Source organism: Xanthomonas sp. NCPPB 1067, assembly GCF_020783795.1.
In the GTDB taxonomy this organism is placed as follows: Bacteria; Pseudomonadota; Gammaproteobacteria; order Xanthomonadales; family Xanthomonadaceae; genus Xanthomonas; species Xanthomonas melonis.
Genome location: NZ_JAJGQG010000032.1, coordinates 19,180 through 35,981 on the forward strand (window position 1 = coordinate 19,180; position 16,802 = coordinate 35,981).

At 67.4% G+C, this 16,802-nt stretch carries 17 protein-coding genes and 1 riboswitch; of the genes, 5 read left to right on the plus strand and 12 right to left on the minus strand.

Translation table 11 applies throughout. From position 1 onward, the window contains the following. Window positions 1-465 precede the first annotated feature (465 nt). The 5 genes from thiL to LL962_RS18170 form a co-directional block, all read right to left on the minus strand. Window positions 466-1,440, minus strand: a complete 975-nt coding sequence (gene thiL / locus LL962_RS18150; protein ID WP_228317924.1) for a thiamine-phosphate kinase — start codon at window positions 1,438-1,440, stop codon at window positions 466-468. Window positions 1,441-1,656: 216 nt separating this feature from the next. Beyond that, window positions 1,657-2,127 carry a transcription antitermination factor NusB gene (gene nusB, locus LL962_RS18155; RefSeq protein ID WP_104584943.1) on the minus strand — a complete coding sequence of 157 codons (471 nt, stop codon included), beginning with the start codon at window positions 2,125-2,127 and terminating at the stop codon, window positions 1,657-1,659. After that, window positions 2,124-2,588 carry a 6,7-dimethyl-8-ribityllumazine synthase gene (gene ribH / locus LL962_RS18160; RefSeq protein ID WP_104584945.1) on the minus strand — a complete coding sequence of 155 codons (465 nt, stop codon included), beginning with the start codon at window positions 2,586-2,588 and terminating at the stop codon, window positions 2,124-2,126. Before ribH ends, nusB begins: the two co-directional genes overlap by 4 nt. Window positions 2,589-2,961: 373 nt before the next feature. Continuing rightward, window positions 2,962-4,101 carry a 3,4-dihydroxy-2-butanone-4-phosphate synthase gene (gene ribB, locus LL962_RS18165; RefSeq protein ID WP_228317925.1) on the minus strand — a complete coding sequence of 380 codons (1,140 nt, stop codon included), beginning with the start codon at window positions 4,099-4,101 and terminating at the stop codon, window positions 2,962-2,964. Continuing rightward, complete coding sequence (locus LL962_RS18170; RefSeq protein WP_228317926.1) at window positions 4,098-4,700, minus strand: riboflavin synthase; 603 nt, start codon at window positions 4,698-4,700, stop codon at window positions 4,098-4,100. Before LL962_RS18170 ends, ribB begins: the two co-directional genes overlap by 4 nt. 167 nt (window positions 4,701-4,867) lie before the next feature. Beyond that, window positions 4,868-5,037: riboswitch (FMN riboswitch) on the minus strand. A 214-nt stretch (window positions 5,038-5,251) separates the two neighbouring features. On the opposite strand from LL962_RS18170, the gene LL962_RS18175 reads away from it, so the two are divergent. After that, window positions 5,252-5,875, plus strand: a complete 624-nt coding sequence (locus LL962_RS18175) for a hypothetical protein (protein ID WP_104584951.1) — start codon at window positions 5,252-5,254, stop codon at window positions 5,873-5,875. Between the two features lie 93 nt (window positions 5,876-5,968). Here LL962_RS18175 and ribD read toward each other — a convergent pair whose 3' ends face one another. The 5 genes from ribD to LL962_RS18200 all read right to left on the minus strand — a co-directional run bounded on the left by ribD (window position 5,969) and on the right by LL962_RS18200 (window position 10,178). Next, a complete protein-coding gene (gene ribD / locus LL962_RS18180; RefSeq protein ID WP_329957144.1) occupies window positions 5,969-7,063 on the minus strand; it encodes a bifunctional diaminohydroxyphosphoribosylaminopyrimidine deaminase/5-amino-6-(5-phosphoribosylamino)uracil reductase RibD in 1,095 nt (364 codons plus the stop codon). Window positions 7,064-7,080: 17 nt separating this feature from the next. After that, window positions 7,081-7,557, minus strand: a complete 477-nt coding sequence (locus LL962_RS18185; protein ID WP_104584953.1) for a GNAT family N-acetyltransferase — start codon at window positions 7,555-7,557, stop codon at window positions 7,081-7,083. A 6-nt stretch (window positions 7,558-7,563) separates the two neighbouring features. Beyond that, window positions 7,564-8,088: a transcriptional regulator NrdR gene (gene nrdR, locus LL962_RS18190; RefSeq protein WP_104584955.1), complete on the minus strand. Its 525-nt coding sequence runs from the start codon at window positions 8,086-8,088 to the stop codon at window positions 7,564-7,566. Window positions 8,089-8,226: 138 nt separating this feature from the next. Then, complete coding sequence (gene glyA, locus LL962_RS18195) at window positions 8,227-9,480, minus strand: serine hydroxymethyltransferase (RefSeq protein ID WP_104584957.1); 1,254 nt, start codon at window positions 9,478-9,480, stop codon at window positions 8,227-8,229. 197 nt (window positions 9,481-9,677) lie between these two features. Then, on the minus strand, window positions 9,678-10,178 hold the full coding sequence (locus LL962_RS18200; RefSeq protein ID WP_228317927.1) for an RcnB family protein: 501 nt from the start codon (window positions 10,176-10,178) through the stop codon (window positions 9,678-9,680). Window positions 10,179-10,403: 225 nt separating this feature from the next. Here LL962_RS18200 and ettA point away from each other — a divergent pair, with 225 nt between their 5' ends. Continuing rightward, a complete protein-coding gene (ettA, locus tag LL962_RS18205) occupies window positions 10,404-12,065 on the plus strand; it encodes an energy-dependent translational throttle protein EttA (RefSeq protein WP_104584959.1) in 1,662 nt (553 codons plus the stop codon). A gap of 258 nt (window positions 12,066-12,323) precedes the next feature. Here ettA and def read toward each other — a convergent pair whose 3' ends face one another. Next, window positions 12,324-12,839 carry a peptide deformylase gene (def, locus tag LL962_RS18210; protein ID WP_104584961.1) on the minus strand — a complete coding sequence of 172 codons (516 nt, stop codon included), beginning with the start codon at window positions 12,837-12,839 and terminating at the stop codon, window positions 12,324-12,326. A 79-nt stretch (window positions 12,840-12,918) separates the two neighbouring features. Then, entirely contained in the window at window positions 12,919-13,353 is a 435-nt protein-coding gene (gene arsC / locus LL962_RS18215; protein ID WP_104584962.1) for an arsenate reductase (glutaredoxin), read from the minus strand. A 620-nt stretch (window positions 13,354-13,973) separates the two neighbouring features. Between arsC and LL962_RS18220 the strand changes: the two genes are divergently transcribed. The 3 genes from LL962_RS18220 (at window position 13,974) to LL962_RS18230 (ending at window position 16,727) form a co-directional block, all read left to right on the plus strand. Next, window positions 13,974-14,393: a post-PEP-CTERM-1 domain-containing protein gene (locus tag LL962_RS18220; protein WP_146092301.1), complete on the plus strand. Its 420-nt coding sequence runs from the start codon at window positions 13,974-13,976 to the stop codon at window positions 14,391-14,393. Next, entirely contained in the window at window positions 14,386-16,044 is a 1,659-nt protein-coding gene (locus LL962_RS18225) for a PA domain-containing protein (RefSeq protein WP_228317928.1), read from the plus strand. Before LL962_RS18220 ends, LL962_RS18225 begins: the two co-directional genes overlap by 8 nt. A 116-nt stretch (window positions 16,045-16,160) precedes the next feature. Continuing rightward, window positions 16,161-16,727 (plus strand): hypothetical protein, encoded by a 567-nt coding sequence (locus LL962_RS18230; RefSeq protein ID WP_228317929.1) that lies wholly within the window; start codon window positions 16,161-16,163, stop codon window positions 16,725-16,727. The last annotated feature ends 75 nt before the right edge of the window (window positions 16,728-16,802 follow it).

Consider the following 16,802-nt stretch of genomic DNA (forward strand, 5'->3'; position numbering starts at 1 on the left):
CGAAGGCCGGGCCGGGATGGCCCAGCGGCGACTGCCATGCATCCGTGGTTCGGGGGAGAACGCCCGTGAAACGTACCAGACGGTACGGTATGGCTCAAGGGCCGGGATTCGGGATTCGGGATTCGGGATTCGGGATTCGGGATTCGGGAGTCGGGAGTCGGGATTCGGGATTCGGGAGTCGGGAGTCGGGAGTCGGGAGGCGGGAGTCGGGAGTCGGGAGGCGGGAGTCGGGAGTCGGGAGTCGGGAGTCGGGTCTTGCTGCGCAGAGGCAGGTAACCCGCACGCGCCAAGCCAGCCACGATTCACCGGCACACCCCCTTCTCCCGCCTGCGGGAGAAGGTGCCCGAAGGGCGGATGAGGGCACCCAGTGGATCGGCACTTCCGACCATCGCCTCCGCAGCAACGCAGCGCTCGGTTACACCACGCGCTCGGCGCAGATCCCGCCCCGCTTTCTTCCCGCAAGCGTCAGCCGACGAAGTGCTGGTAGCCACGCTGCGGCGGATGCCACAGCGCACCGTCGGCGTCGTGCACGACCACGCCCGGTGCGGCCACGATGTGACCGATGCGTGTTGCCACCACGCCAGCGAACCCCATCGCCTGCTCCACCGCATCCCGATGCGGTGGAGCAGCGGTGAAGCAGAGCTCGTAATCGTCGCCGCCGCCAAGCTGCCAGCCCAGGCAGGTGTGCGCATCGATGTCGGCGCTTCGCCGCATCGGCGGCAATGCGGCAGAGAGAATCTGCGCGCCCACACCGCTGCGTTCGCACAAGTGGCCCAGATCGGCCAGCAGACCATCGGAGACATCCACGCAGGCGTGCGCAAGCCCACGCAGACGCAAGCCGGCCTGCACGCGTGGCTGTGGGCGCAGCAGACGGCCGCGCCAGGCCTCATGCAAGGGATCGGCCGCCACCTGCGTGACATCCAGCCGGCCGGCCTGCCACAGCGACAATGCGGCGGCCGCCTCGCCCGGCGCACCGGTCACCCACACGTCATCGCCTATGTGCGCGCCGTCGCGACGCAAGGCCGCGCCCGACGGCACGCTGCCGATCGCGGTCACCGCGCACGACAACGGCCCGCGCGTGGTATCGCCACCGACCAGGACGATGTCGTGCGCATCGGCCAGCGCGAAGAACCCATCGGCGAACGCATCCACCCACGCCGGATCGTCGCTGGGCAGCGACAGCGACAAGGTGCACCAGCGCGGCTGCGCGCCCATCGCGGCCAGATCGGACAGATTCACCGCCAGCGTCTTCCAGCCCACATCGGCAGCCGGCGTTTCGTGCGGGAAATGCACGCCGGCATTGAGCGTGTCGGCGGTGATCGCCAATTGCTCGCCCGCCGGCGGCTGCAGCAACGCCGCATCGTCGCCAATGCCCAGCGGCACATCCACGCGCGCGGCGATGCGTGCGCGCAGACGGGCGATCAGATCGAATTCGGGCATTTGAAGGGCCGGGATTGGGGATTTGGCATTCGGGATTCGTCACAGCGGGCTTGGTGAGGTGCGGCACCGGAGCTGGCCGGCCTCACGAACAATGAATGCGGCAGGGCGGAAACGGCCTCACTCGACCCACGACTGCCCGACTCACGCGCGCACCTCGCATCGGCGGAGTCGTCGCGCGCGACCAATCCCGAATCACGAATGCCGAATCCCGGCGTTTCAGGCGCCAGACTCGACCTTGCGCCACTCCACCGCGGCGCGATCGAGCACGCCATTGACATAGGTGTGGCCATGTTCGGAGCCAAAGCGCTTGGCGGTTTCGATCGCTTCGTTGATCACCACCCGGTACGGCACGTCCTGCCGGTACAGCAGCTCGTAGGCGGCCAGCCGCAGCACCGCACGCTCGATCGCATCCACCTCTTCCACGCCGCGGTCCAGATACGGCGTGAGCGCGGTATCCAGTTCGGCGCGATGGGCAATCACGCCATCGACCAGATTCTCGAAGTACGCCAGATCGGCGACTTCATGCGCCTGCTCGTGCGCGAACTGGGCGATCACCTGCTTGGCGAAGCCGCCAGAGATCTGCCATGCATACACCGCCTGCAAGGCACGGCGACGCGCGCGCGAACGCAGCACCGGGTCGATACCGTCGCGACGGCCGTGACGGGCGTGTCCACCGGACCTGCTCATGGCAACGCCTCCATCAGGTTCACCAGTTCCAGTGCCGCCAGCGCGCATTCCTCGCCCTTGTTGCCGTGGCTGCCACCGGCACGCGCTTCGGCATCCTCCACGCGTTCGACCGCCAGCACGCCGTTGAGCACCGGCACCCCGGTCTGCAACTGCACGCTCATCAGGCCTTCGGCACACAGGTCGGCCACATGTTCGTAGTGGCGGGTATCGCCACGGATCACGCACCCCAGCGCGATGATGGCACCGTGCTGGCCGGACTGCGCCACGCGATTGGCGGCCACCGGAATCTCCCACGCGCCCGGCACGCGGACCACGTCGATGGCGTCCTCGCCGATACCGTTGCCGGCCAGGCTCTGGCGCGCACCGGCGACCAGCACGTCGGTGATACGGGCATTCCAGCGGCTGGCGATGATGGCAAAGCGCGCGGTGGTGGGGCGAAGATCGCCTTCGTAGTGGGTCATGCGGGTCGGCAACTCGAGGGGGCGGCAAGTTTAACAGCTGCCGGGGCCAGCCCCCGGCCAGGGATCGTAGACAGCGGCACAAGCAGGCCCGGCCTGGCGGCCTGAGGCCCTGGCATGGCCACGATGCGCATGTGGCGGCGGCACCGCCGGCCGCTGCGCCCAAGGGCACCGGGCCGGGCAGCAGCGCCAGACCGTGCCTGGCGCCACCGATGCAACGCCGCGACGGCAACGCCGGCGCGGGAGGACCCACCACCGCACATCGCGCACGACCGGGCCGGGCGCACGCTTGGCGTGTGGCACTGCGCGTGGCGGTGGAGATACCGGGCGCATGCCTGCCTGATGGTCCCTGGCGCCCGCGTGAGCGCACGCGGTCTTACGGCATCGCGCCTGGCGGCACCGGGCGCATGCCTTCGCCGGGATGGCACTCCAGATATTCCACCACTTCCAGCCCGAAGCCGGCCAGGCCGATCTGGCGGCGCGGCGTGCCCAGCACGCGCAACTTGCCCAGGCCCAGTTCGGCCAGGATCTGCGCGCCGGCGCCGTTACGCCGCCACTGGCTCACGTCCTTGGCGTTGGCGGCCGCTTCGGGCTGCTGGCGCAGGCGTGCCAACAGCGCTTCGCCGTCGCGCGGCGCCGACAGCACCACCATCACGCCCTGCCCTTCGGCGGCGATGGCGCGCAAGGCGTCGGTGGCAGCGACGCCGAAGTCCTCGCGCTGCCAGTGCAGCAGGTCGGCCAGCGGATTCTCCACCTGCACCCGCACCAGCGTGGGCGTGTGCGGATCGGGAGTGCCGCGCACCAGCGCGAAGTGCAGGTCGTGCGCGATGCGGTCGCGATAGGTCACCAGCTGGAACGGCCCGAACTCGGTGGCGATCTCGCGCGCGTCCACGCGCTCGACGGTATGCTCGTTGGCCAGGCGGTAGGCGATCAGGTCGGCGATCGACCCCATCTTCAACCCATGCTCGCGCGCGAACACTTCCAGCTGCGGACGGCGCGCCATGCTGCCGTCCGGATTGAGCACTTCCACCAGCACCCCGGCCGGTTCCAGGCCCGCGAGCATCGGCAGATCGCTGGCCGCTTCGGTGTGGCCGGCACGCGTCAGCACCCCACCGGGCTGGGAAATCAGCGGAAAGATATGGCCCGGCTGGCTCAGGTCCTGCGGCTTGGCATCCGGACGCACCGCGGTACGCACGGTATGCGCGCGGTCGTAGGCGGAAATGCCGGTGGTCACACCCTCGGCCGCCTCGATGCTGACGGTGAAGTTGGTCTGGAACTGCGCGGTGTTGTTGCGCACCATCGGCGCCAGGCCCAACTGCGCGCAGCGCTCGCGGGTCAGCGACAGGCATACCAGACCACGCGCGTGGGTGACCATGAAATTGATGTCCGACGGCTTGACCAGCTCGGCGGCCATGATCAGGTCGCCCTCGTTCTCGCGGTCTTCGTCATCGACGATCACCACCATGCGCCCGGCGCGCAGTTCGGCGATCAGCTCGGGGACCGGCGCGAACTTCATGCCGCACCCCGCGTGCCGAGCAGGCGTTCGACATAGCGCGCCACCAGATCGATCTCCAGATTCACCGCCGCGCCGATCGCAGTGGCGGCGAACGCGGTATGCGCCACCGTGTGCGGGATCAGGGCGACCTCGAAGCCGGCATCGTCCACTTCGTTGACGGTCAGGCTGACCCCATCCACGCAGATCGAGCCCTTCTTGGCGATGTAGCGCAGCAACGCGTCCGGCGCGCTGAAGCGCCAGCGCTGCGCGCGGGCATCGCCATGCACCGATTGCACCTGACCCAGGCCATCCACATGCCCGCTGACCAGATGGCCGCCGAGCCGGTCGGTGGGGCGCATGGCGCGTTCGAGATTCAGCACGGCGCCTTCGGGCAAGGCACCCAGCGTGGTCAGCGCCAGGGTTTCGGTCGAGGCATCGGCCTGGAAGCTGCCGGCGTCGAACGCGATCACGGTCAGGCAGACGCCATTGACCGCGATGCTCTCGCCCAACTGCACGGCGTGGAACGGCAGGCTGCCGATGGCAAAGGTGAAGCGCACATCGCCACCCTGCGGCTGGCGCGCGGCCAGGCGGCCGACGCCTTCGATGATTCCGGTGAACATCAGCGTGCCCCCTCCTGCAGCGAAAGCTGCACGACTGAAGGGCAGTGATTGCATGCGGCAAGGCGGAGCGGGTGATGCAAGGACATTGTCGTTTCTCGCAGGAGTTGAGCGAAAAACGCCACCAGGCAAAGCAAACGGGCGCGCGCGCCGCCGCGAGGCTGCGCGTTGGCCGTCTTCTTTCATCCGGACTATACCGTCGGCTCCGGCATCGGACCGGATCTGCTGACCTTCTCCACCGTGCCCGCACGGGGCGGATCGGCGGCGAAGCGCTCGCGGGCTCGCACGTGTGCACATGCCTACCGCCGGTGGGGAATCGCACCCCGCCCTGAAGACGTTCGTGAGTGCCGGAGGACCGGCCGGCAGAGTCTACCAGCGCCGTGAGGGGCGTTCGCTGTCTGCGAGACATCCGCTGGCAGGACGCTGCGTCATGTCAGGGATTTCCCCATAGCCAGTATTGTGAAGGTTCTGTTAAATTGCGCGCCGCGACGGGAGACGTCGCCCCCGTCCCGCAACGGGATGGACTTACGGATATCACTGGAGAGAAGCACCCCATGCGCAACACCCTCATTCTGGCCGCCCTGCTGGCAGCCGCACCGTTCGCTGCGTCCGCCGAAGGCCTGAGCTACAGCTACGTGGAAGGCGGCTGGAACCGTACCGAGATCAGCGTGAACAGCGATTCCGATGACCTGGACGGTGGCTACATCCTCGGCTCCTGGCAGATCGCCGAACCGGTCTACGTGTTCGCCGGTTACCAGCGCGCCGAAAAGGACTTCAACCTCGGCGCAGGCTTCGTGCTCGAAGGCACCCTGCAGCGGGCGAACCTGGGCATCGGTTACCGCCAGGAAATGACCGAGCGGGTCGAGTTCATCGCCGACATCAGCGTGCTGCGCTCCAAGGTCGAATCCGACCTGCGCCGCGGCAACCGTTCGCTGGGCGATTCGTCCGATACCAGCACCCTGGGGTTCGGTAACCTGGGCCTGCGCGGCAAGCCCTCGCCGCGTACCGAAGCCTGGATCAAGGCTGGCTACATCGATGGCAGCGACGTGGACGAAGGCGAATTCGTCGGCACCCTCGGCGGCCAGGTCAACTTCACCCGTACCTGGGGCCTGGTCGGCGAAGCTCAGTTCATCGACAACGCGAACCAGTACCGAGTCGGCGTGCGCGCCAGCTTCTGATCGATCGCATCAGCGCAATACCAAGGCCCCGCATGCGGGGCCTTCTTGTTGGCGGGATCGCGGCTGTCTGGCGAGGATTCATCTGCTGGAACATCAATCCGCCGTCACTGGCGCATAGCGCAGGCGCAGGTCCTGCCCCAGCTGGCGAAGGTCGAGCAATTGCAGCTGTTGCCGCTGCGCCAGGGTTGGGATCTGCAGCCCTGCCAACAGCGGCCGCGCGGTATCGCCCAGCAGCACCGGCGCCACATAGACCAGCAGCTCATCGACCAGCCCGGCCTGCAGCAGCGCCCCGCTCAGGGTGGCGCCGGCTTCCACATGCACCTCGTTGATGCCGCGCCCGGCCAGCGTGGCCAACACGGCCTCCAGGTCGAAACGCCCCCCGTGCAGCGGCATGCCGAGGAACTCGGCATCTTCCAGCTGCGGCGGCATCACCGCTTCGCCATGCAGATACAGCGTCGACGCACCGCCCTGGCGGATGTTGCCGCAGGCAAGCGTCCCCAGGCCGGCATCCAGCACCACCCGCAGCGGCGGCACGCACGGCGTGTCGTCGCCCAGGCGCACCGTCATCGACGGGTCGTCGGCCAGCACCGTGCCGGCGCCGGTCAGGATCGCGCCGGCACGCGCGCGCCAGCGCTGCACATCGGCGCGCGCGTCGGCACCGGTGATCCATTTGGATTCGCCACTGGCCAGGGCAGTGCGTCCATCCAGGCTGGCCCCCAGCTTGACCCGCAGCCATGGCCGGCCGCGCTCCACCCGCGACAGAAACCCGTGATTGAGCGCGCGCGCCTGCGCCTGCAGCACGCCTGTGGTCACCGCAATGCCCGCTTCGCGCAGCAGCGCGAATCCGCCGCCATTGACCTGCGGGAACGGGTCGGCCATGGCCGCCACCACGCGTGCGACACCGGCCTCGATCAGGGCCAGCGCACACGGCGGCGTGCGCCCGTAATGCGCGCACGGCTCCAAGGTCACATAGGCAGTCGCTCCACGGGCATGCTCGCCGGCGGCACGCAGCGCGAACACCTCCGCATGCGGACCACCGGCGCGTTGATGGAAGCCTTCGCCGACACAGACGCCATCGCGCACGATCACGCAGCCCACCATTGGATTCGGCCGCGTGGTATAGGCACCGCGTTCGGCCAGGCGCAGGGCCTGCGCCATCCAGCGGTGGTCGTCGGCGGTGGCGGTCACGGCGCAAACGCTATCGGTCACGGTGCTGTCTCCTGCGGCGCGATGCACATCACCACGACCTGCATTGGCCCAAGTACGACTTCGGTGTGTATTTGCCATCCCAGGCGTCGATAGAACGGCGCCAGTTCCGGCAGGCAGTACAGGTACAACCGGCCGACGCGCAGGTCTGCAGCGGCCCGCACACAGCGTGCCACCAGCGCCTGGCCGACCCCGTGCCGGCGCGCCTGCGGCCGGACGTAAAGCGAGGCCAATCTGGGCGACCACTGCCGGTCGATCGCATCGTCGGCGTGCAGCAGGCTGACCGACCCAAGCCATTGCGCGCCATCGAGCGCAACCCACGTCGTTGCCATGGCATCGCCGTGCGCATGGCTGCGCAGCTGGTTCAAGGCCTCGGCAACGTTCCAGTCCGGCGACCACCTGCCGAACGCCTGCACATGCGCCCGCGCGATGGCCGGCAGATGCTCCGGTGCTTCCGCCACACGGGCGATGCGCACCAGGCGTCAGCGCTTGCCGGGCTTGCCGGCACGCTCCAGTGCCGCTTCCAGCAACGGCAGCTGCTCGCTGCCGACCGGAAGCTCCCGCTCGAGTTTTTCGATCTCTTCGCGGAAATCGGCCACGTCCTGGAAACTGCGGTAGACCGAGGCAAAGCGCACGTAGCCCACGTGATCGAGCTTGCGCAGCTCGGCCATCACGTACTCGCCTACCCGCAACGAACCGACCTCGCGCTCGCCGGACATCCGCAGCTGATGCACCACCGAACGCACAGCCGCCTCGATCTGCTCCTCGGCCACCGGCCGCTTCTGCAGCGCGCGATCGAAGCTGGTGCGCAGCTTGCGTGCATCGAACGCCTCACGCGCGCCGTCGCTCTTGACCACGGTGGGCAACTTCAGCTCGATCGTTTCCAGGGTGCTGAAACGCTCGCCGCAGGCTTCGCACTCGCGACGCCGCCGGATCGTGGTGCCGTCTTCGGACACGCGCGAATCGATCACGCGGGTGTCGTTGTGCTGGCAGAAGGGGCAGTGCATCAGGAGCGCCGGGACTCGGGACCCGGGACCCGGGACCCGGCAAAACACGAATCGCGCCCCGGTTGCGGGGCTGCACGCATGGCGGCTGGGATGCCCGCTCTTGCGGGTCCCGGGTCCCGGGTCCCGGGCGCCAGCATCTCAGCCATACACCGGATACTTCCTGCACTGCGCGGTCACCGCCTCGCGCACGCGGGCGATGACGGCTTCGTCGGTCGGCGCGTCGAGCACGTCGGCGATCCAGTTGGCCAGCTCGATGCTGTCCTGTTCCTGGTAGCCGCGGGTGGTGATCGCCGGAGTGCCCAGACGCAGGCCCGACGTCACGAACGGCGAACGCGGATCATTGGGCACGGCATTCTTGTTGACGGTGATATGCGCCTTGCCGAGCGCGGCCTCGGCGTCCTTGCCGGACACCTCGCGGCCGATCATGTCCACCAGCATCAGGTGGTTTTCGGTACCGCCGGAGACGATCTTGTAGCCGCGCGCGATCAGCGTGCTGGCCATGGCCTGGGCATTCTTGACCACCTGTTGCTGATAGGTCTTGAAGGCCGGCTCCAGCGCTTCCTTGAAGGCCACCGCCTTGGCGGCGATCACATGCATCAGCGGGCCGCCCTGGATGCCGGGGAACACGATCGACTGCAGCTTCTTCTGCAGGTCTTCGTCCGCCCCCTTGGCCAGGATGATGCCGCCGCGGGGGCCGCGCAGGGTCTTGTGGGTGGTCGAGGTGACCACATGCGCATGCTCGAGCGGGCTGGGATAGACGCCGGCGGCGACCAGGCCGGCGACGTGCGCCATGTCCACGAACAGGTACGCGCCGACGCTATCGGCGATGGCGCGGAAGCGGGCCCAGTCGATCTTCTGCGAATACGCGGAAAACCCGGCCACCACCATCTTGGGCTTGTGCTCGGTGGCAAGACGCTGCACCTGGTCGTAATCGATCAGGCCCTGTTCGTTCACGCCGTACTGCACGGCGTTGAACAGCTTGCCCGACGCGTTGACCTTGGCGCCGTGGGTCAGGTGGCCACCGTGGGCGAGGCTCATGCCCAGGATGGTGTCGCCCGGCTGCAGCAGCGCGAAGTACACCGCCTGGTTGGCCTGCGAGCCACTGTGCGGCTGCACGTTCGCATAATCGGCGCCGAACACCTGCTTGATGCGGTCGATCGCCAGCTGCTCGGCGATGTCCACGTACTCGCAGCCGCCGTAGTAGCGCTTGCCCGGGTAGCCTTCGGCGTACTTGTTGGTCAGCTGGCTGCCCTGCGCCTCCATCACCAGCGGGCTGCAGTAGTTCTCGCTGGCGATCAGCTCGACATGATCCTCCTGGCGGCCGGCTTCGTCGGCGATGGCCTTGGCCAGTTCGGGGTCGTAGGTTTCCAGTCGAACGTCGCGCGAGAACATGCAGAGCTCCGGGGCAGCTGTGGCCAGTGAGGCCGCCGATTGTAAGCGCCTCGCGTACGGGTGACCAATCCGCGCGCACTGGCGCAGCCTGCGCCAGGAGAGTGACAAACGCGACGGGCGCACCGAAGTGCGCCCGTCGCCTGGCTGGCTCACGGCGGCGGGCCTGCCCGGCCGCTGCCGCCTCGGTTGCTGCTGCCTCAGTTGTTGAGGACCAGGTCGGCAATCACGCCGGTGGCGATGGCCACCAGCAGGAAGTTGCCGGTGTTGTCGCGCTGCCAGCGGTAGCCGCGCGGCGGATAGCGCAGGTTGTAGCGGTCGTAATCGTTCACCACATAGACCGGACCGTGATAGCGGTGGCCACGCACATAACGCGGCCCGCCGTAATACCGCGGAGCGTCGTAATAGACCGGCGCCGGTACGTAGGTGTAGCCGCGACGGTAGCGGTCGCGGTAGCGCGCGTCCCGGTAGCCCTCGCGGTAGCCATGGCTGTAGACGCGGCGATCCTGGCGCCATTCGCGACGGTCGTAACGGCGGTCGTCGTGGCGCTCGGCCCGCCAATGGCGGTGGTCGCGGCGATCGTCGTGGTGACGGCGGTCGCGGTCGTGACGGCGGTCCCAGTCGTCAGCCGCTGCCGGGGCCACGGCGCCCAAGGCCAGAATGGAAGACAGCACGACGGTGACGATGCATTTGCGGTTCATGGCCAGCTCCTGGTTGCGATGTCGCAATTTCATTAAGGCGCTGGCTGCCTTAACGCCTTCTTGCTGGAAACGCTTACGAAATCGCCTATTCAGGTCATAGCTGGGATGCGGTTTAACTGGCAGTGCCCATCCGCGGCTCCAGGCACTTGCCGGTATAATCGATGGCATCCCTCTTCCGCCGCCTCCGGCCTTGGCCGGCGGGCTGCCTGCGTCTACGGAGCACCCATGTCGCAATACATCTACACCATGAACCGGGTCAGCAAGGTGGTGCCGCCAAAGCGGCAGATCATCAAGGACATCTCGCTGAGCTTCTTCCCGGGCGCCAAGATCGGTCTGCTGGGCCTCAATGGCGCGGGCAAGTCCACGGTACTGAAGATCATGGCCGGCGTGGACACCGATTTCGAGGGCGAGGCCCGCCCGCAGCCGGGCATCAAGGTCGGTTACTTGGCGCAGGAGCCGGAGCTGGACCCGAACAAGAGCGTGCGCGAATCGGTCGAGGAAGGCGTGGGCGAAGTGCTGCAGGCCCAGGCCGCCCTGGAAGCGGTCTATGCGGCCTATGCCGAGGAAGGCGCCGATTTCGATGCGCTGGCCAAGGAACAGGAACGCCTGGAAGCCATCCTGGCCGCCGGCGATGCGCACACCCTGGAAAACCAGCTGGACGTGGCGGCCGATGCGCTGCGCCTGCCGCCGTGGGACGCGAAGATCGCCAACCTGTCCGGCGGCGAGAAGCGCCGCGTGGCGCTGTGCCGCCTGCTGCTGCAGAAGCCGGACATGCTGCTGCTGGACGAACCGACCAACCACCTGGACGCCGAGTCGGTGGAATGGCTGGAGCAGTTCCTGGCGCGCTACACCGGTACCGTGGTCGCGGTGACCCATGATCGCTACTTCCTCGACAACGCCGCCGAGTGGATCCTGGAGCTGGACCGCGGCCGCGGCATTCCGTGGAAGGGCAACTACACCGAATGGCTGACCCAGAAGGACGAGCGCCTCAAGCAGGAAGACAACCAGGAGAAGGCCCGCCAGAAGGCGATCCAGAAGGAGCTCGAATGGTCGCGCCAGAACGCCAAGGGCGGCCGCTCCAAGGGCAAGGCCCGTCTGGCGCGCCTGGACGAACTGCAGTCGCAGGATTACCAGAAGCGCAACGAGACCAACGAGATCTTCATCCCGCCGGGCGAGCGCCTGGGCAACTCGGTGATGGAGTTCAAGAACGTCTCCAAGAAGTTCGGCGACCGTCTGCTGATCGACAACCTGTCGATGATCATCCCGCCGGGCGCCATCGTCGGCATCATCGGCCCCAACGGTGCCGGTAAGTCGACCCTGTTCAAGATGATCACCGGGCAGGAGAAGCCGGATTCGGGCGAGATCGTGGTCGGCCCCACCGTGCAGCTGTCCTACGTGGACCAGAGCCGCGACAAGCTGGAAGGCAACCACAACGTGTTCCAGGAGATTTCCGGCGGCCTGGACATCCTCAACATCAACGGCACCGAGATCCAGTCGCGCGCGTACATCGGCCGCTTCAACTTCAAGGGCCAGGATCAGCAGAAGATGGTCGGCTCGCTGTCGGGCGGCGAACGCGGGCGCCTGCACATGGCCAAGACCCTGCTGCAGGGCGGCAACGTGCTGCTGCTGGACGAACCGTCCAACGATCTGGACATCGAGACCCTGCGCGCGCTGGAAGACGCCTTGCTGGAGTTCCCCGGCAACACTTTCGTGATCTCGCACGACCGCTGGTTCCTGGACCGTATCGCCACGCACATCCTTGCCTTCGAAGGTGATTCGCACGTGGAGTTCTTCCAGGGCAACTACCGCGAATACGAGGAAGACAAGAAGCGGCGCATGGGCGACGATGCCGGCCCGAAGCGCTTGCGCTTCAAGGCGCTGAAGTAAGCAGCAGTGGGACGAAAAGGGCGCCGCAAGGCGCCCTTCTTGATTCATTGAGTCAGCGGCCGGGGGTCTGGTCTGTTGCCGTTGGTTGCTGTCTGCTTCGAAACCCTGCGCATCGACCGATCCGACCGGTCCTTGCCCGCTCACCGTCGCGGGACCTTGCACGGCATGGATGCCGCGTCAGCGCTTGCAAGGACGTGCTTGCAGCGTGCCCCGCGAGGGTGGGCGGGCAAGGGCCCGGCAGCAAGGCACGTGGAACCACTACAGGTCGTACGACAGCACGTCCTCGAAACCGAAGGTGTCGAAGTTTTCGATGCGCGAGGGATACAGGCGACCGATCAGATGGTCGTACTCGTGTTGCACCACGCGCGCGTGGAAGCCTTCGGCCTCGCGCTCGATCGGCGTACCGTCGGGCGCGAAGCCGCGGTAACGGATATGGCGATAACGCGGAATCACCGCGCGCAGGCCGGGGATCGACAGGCATCCTTCCCAGCCGTTCTCCATCGCGTCCGAGAGCGGTTCGATCTGTGCGTTGGCCAGCGCCGTGCGCGGTACGGCCGGCGCCTCGGGGTAACGCGCGCTGGCCTCGAAACCGAACACCATCAATTGCAGATCGACGGCGATCTGCGGCGCGGCCAGCCCCACGCCGTGCGCGGCGTCCATGGTCTCGAACATGTCGGCCACCAGCGCGTGCAGCTCCGCGCTGCCGAGGTCGGTCACCGGAGGCGCGACGCGCAGAAGGCGCTTGTCGCCCATGCGAATGATCTCGCGAATCATGCGGATGCTCCCGAGCAAACGATGCCGCGATCTTAGAACGTGTGGCGTACGTCGAGGTGAGCGAGGCGGCGTGCGGCGTTCAAGACCGAATGCAGCCGCCGACCGGCCGCCCCGAGTCATCCAGCACCGGTTCGCCATCTTCCTTGCAGAAGCCGCTGCCGGCGGGCGGCAGCACGGCCAGCACCTGTTCCGAGGGACGGCATAGCCGTGTGCCCAGCGGGGTCTGCACAAAGGGACGCTGGATCAGCAGCGGATGCGCCAGCATCGCGCTCAGCAACGTGGCGTCATCCAACGCCGGGTCGTCCAGCCCCAGGTCCAGATACGGGGTGCCCTTCTGCCGGATCGCCTCGCGCACCGACAGTCCGGCCTCGGCGATCAGCGCCTGCAGCGTCTGCCGGCTCGGCGGGTGCTGCAGGTACTCGATGATCTGCGGTTCGATGCCGACATGCCGGATCAGCGCCAGGGTGTTGCGGGACGTGCCGCAGGCGGGGTTGTGATAGATGACGGCGTGCATGCGGGACCTGAGTGGTGCGATGGACTCCGCGTGCAGCCCTGGTTGCCGGCCATCGCAGCGGGACGCGCAGTGTACGCAGGGACTGCGCGCATCTGCGACCCCGCTCTTGCTGCAATCTCTGCTTCTGCCCTGCCCTGCCGCTTGCGGGTACCGGTGGCGACCGGCCGCCCACTGCTGCGGGATCGCAACCTGCCGCATGGCAGGGCGCCGCTCTGCGCGGCCGCCTTGCCCGACGTATCCGCGCCGGAGCCCCGACCGGTCAGCGAATCCGAACCATGCATGGTCAGCGGCGATGTGGCCGCGACACGCGCCGTCCGTGCCCTGGCTAACCCGTCGCCCCGTTCCAGGCGAGCAACCGAAAACACGACACGCCCTCATGCATGTCGCCACGTCGGATTTCTGACGGAAGTCGCCAGCTCTTTTCCGGCTTCGCCGTAGTGCAAGCGTGAAACCACGCTTTTCATCACATGACTTCGCTTTTATGACCCCAGACTGTCAAAAGGTTGACACTCGTCACTGATTCATGATTCAGTCATGAACAGACTAAAACGGAAGGATTCTCCCGAACCCGGTTGTCATACGGCGTTCTTTTCTGCAGTTGGCCCAAGGAAACCCCAACGATGATGAGTTCTCGAAAGCCCGGATGGATGTTGTCCGGCATGCTGTGTCTTGCCTGCCTGCCGGCGATTGCCGGGGCCCAGGAGGTCGCCGCCAGTTCCAAGGTCGGTATCGATCCGGCCACCGGCAAGTTGCGCGCCCTGACCGATGCCGAAAGCGCGGCACTGGATCAACAGGCTGCCTCCGCTGCCCGCAGTGCAGCCGGTCGTGCCGCACGCACCGCGATGCCGCAGAGCGAAGCCGCCGCGCAGGCCACTGTCCGTCGGCTGCCCAACGGCACCGTGGCGCGCAAGTTGCCGGCCACGCAAATGAGTTCGCTGACCGCCACCCGTCAGGCCGACGGCCGCATCGTCATCGAACACGGCGAGGACGCCGACACCCAACCCGCCCACGCCGAGCACGGAGCGCTGCCGCATGAATAAGCCCTTGTTGCTATTGTCCCTGGCCGTGGGCGCAGCGCTCGCGCCGCTACAGGCATCGGCTGCCAACGTAACGCTGATCAATGGCGACGCCGGCACCGTGGTGGGCCTGAACGATCCCACCGCCGCCACGCCGCTGGGCGGCAATCCGGGCCGCTCGATCGGCGAGCAGCGCCGGATCGCCTACCAGTACGCGATGGATCTGTGGGGCGCGGTGCTGCAGAGCAATGTGGAGATCAAGGTCTATGCCTCGTTCGCGCGACTGACCTGTACCGCCACCGGCGGCACGCTGGGCCAGGCGGGGCCGAACTGGATCGTCAACAACTTCCCCGGCGCCAAACCCAACACGCTGTATCCCTCCGCGCTGGGTGATGCGATCGCCGGACAGGACCTGGTGCCGGATCCGGCCGACCCGGCCGACGTGTTCTCGCAGTTCAACGGCGACCTGGGCAAGGACGACTGCCTGGCCGGCTCCGGCTGGTACCTGGGCCTGGACGGCAAGACCCCGGAAGGCCAGATCAACTTCCTCAATGTGGTGATGCACGAGATTGGCCACGGCCTGGGCGCTGCCGGCTTCCTCAACAAGACCACCGGCGCGCTCGGTTCCGGCAGCGGGCTGACCGACGTGTATACCTCGCAAGCCTACGACAACGTGCAGAACAAGCGTTTCGACGACCCGGCCATGACCAACGCCTTGCGCGCCGAAGCGATGCGCACGCCGGGCCGTACGGTGTGGGCCGGCACCCGGGTCAATCGCGAGGCGACCCTGATCCTGGATCCGCGCACCCTGCTGCAGGTCACCGCGCCCAGCACCGCTGCCGGCAAGTTCGAAGTGGGCTTCGCCAGCTTCGGGCCACTGGCCACCGCAGGCAATTTCCCGGCGCGCGCGGTGGTGACCGTCAACGATGGCGTTGCGGCCGCATCGGCCACCGATGGCTGCGAGACGCCATTCGCCAACGCCGCCGAAGTGGCCGGCAAGGTGGCCTTGATCGACCGTGGCACCTGCGCCTTCGCCATCAAGGTCAAGAACGCCCAGCTCAATGGTGCGGTGGGCGTGATCGTAGCCAACAACGCCGCCGGCGTGCAGACCATGGGCAATGCGGCGCCGCCGATCACCGACATCACCATCCCGGCGATCATGGTTTCGCAGGCCGACGGTGCACGCCTGAAGGGCAGCACCGCCGTGGTGGCCGGACTGTACGAGGATCCGGAGCTGCTGCAGGGCACCGACAGCGCGGGCCGCACGCGGTTGTACGCACCCAGCGTGGTGGCCGGCGGTTCGACTTTCTCGCACTTCGATACCGACCTGCAGCCGAATGCGCTGATGGAACCGTTCGACACACCGGAGGTGCAGGCGCATCTGAACATCGACCTGACCCCGGCGATGTTCGCCGACATCGGCTGGACCTTGAACCAGGGCCTGACCCGGCTGGGCAACTGCAATACGCTGGTGCCCACCGTGGAGACCGGCGGTCTGATTCCCGGCGCCAACCTCACCGCCGAGAACAGCCTGTGCAGGACGCAGAATGCGGGCAACCGGTTCGGCTACCTGAGCTGCATGAACGACCATCTGCGCGAACTGCAGGACCAGGGGGCGATCAGCCGCGTGCAGCAGGCAGCGACCTTCATCTGCGCCACCAAGGTTCGCCCCTGAGGCGAGCGCGCATCACTTGATGGGGATGCAGACGGCGCCGCAAGGCGCCGTTCTGCTGTCGGGATGGCCGCCAGCCGACTGGCGCGCCGACGCTGACCGAGCCCCGATGTGCGGCAATGGCGCTGCCGCGTCGCAAGCACATACGACCTATTCCGCACCCTGCTGTTCCGGGCGTCGCTGCCCGATGGCCAGCGGTTGTCTGGCGCCACCGGCGTGGTGGCAGGCATCGGCGAAGAGGCAAGGCTGCTGCAGGGCGCCGACGCCAGCGGCCGCGCGCTGCTGTACACGCCCCCGTCGCGCTGCCCGCCTCGACCTTGACGCATTTCGATCCCGACCTGCATCCGGACATGCTGATGGAGCCCTACATCGGGGCGGCATCATCGGCGCATCTGCACGCTGGCCTGGTCCCGGCGATGTTCGCCGATATCGGGTGGACGCTGAACCGCGGGCCGGCGCGATTGGGCAACTGCCCGACGCAGGTGCCGATCCTGCAACCCGGCGGTTTCATTCCCGGCGCCAATGTCCAGGCCGCGAGCAATCTGTGCAGGAGCCGGAACGCCGGCAACCGCCTCGGGTACATGGCCTGCATGCAGGAACACGCGGCTGCGCTGCAGAACCAGGGTGCGATCAGCTTTCCGCAGCAGATGTCGGTCCTGGCCTGCGCAGCGACGGTGAATCCGTAGAGCGCGCCCCCGTCGCCGCAACGCAACTCGCACGAACGGCGCCGTGAGGCGCCGTTCGGCGTTTCGAGCAATCGG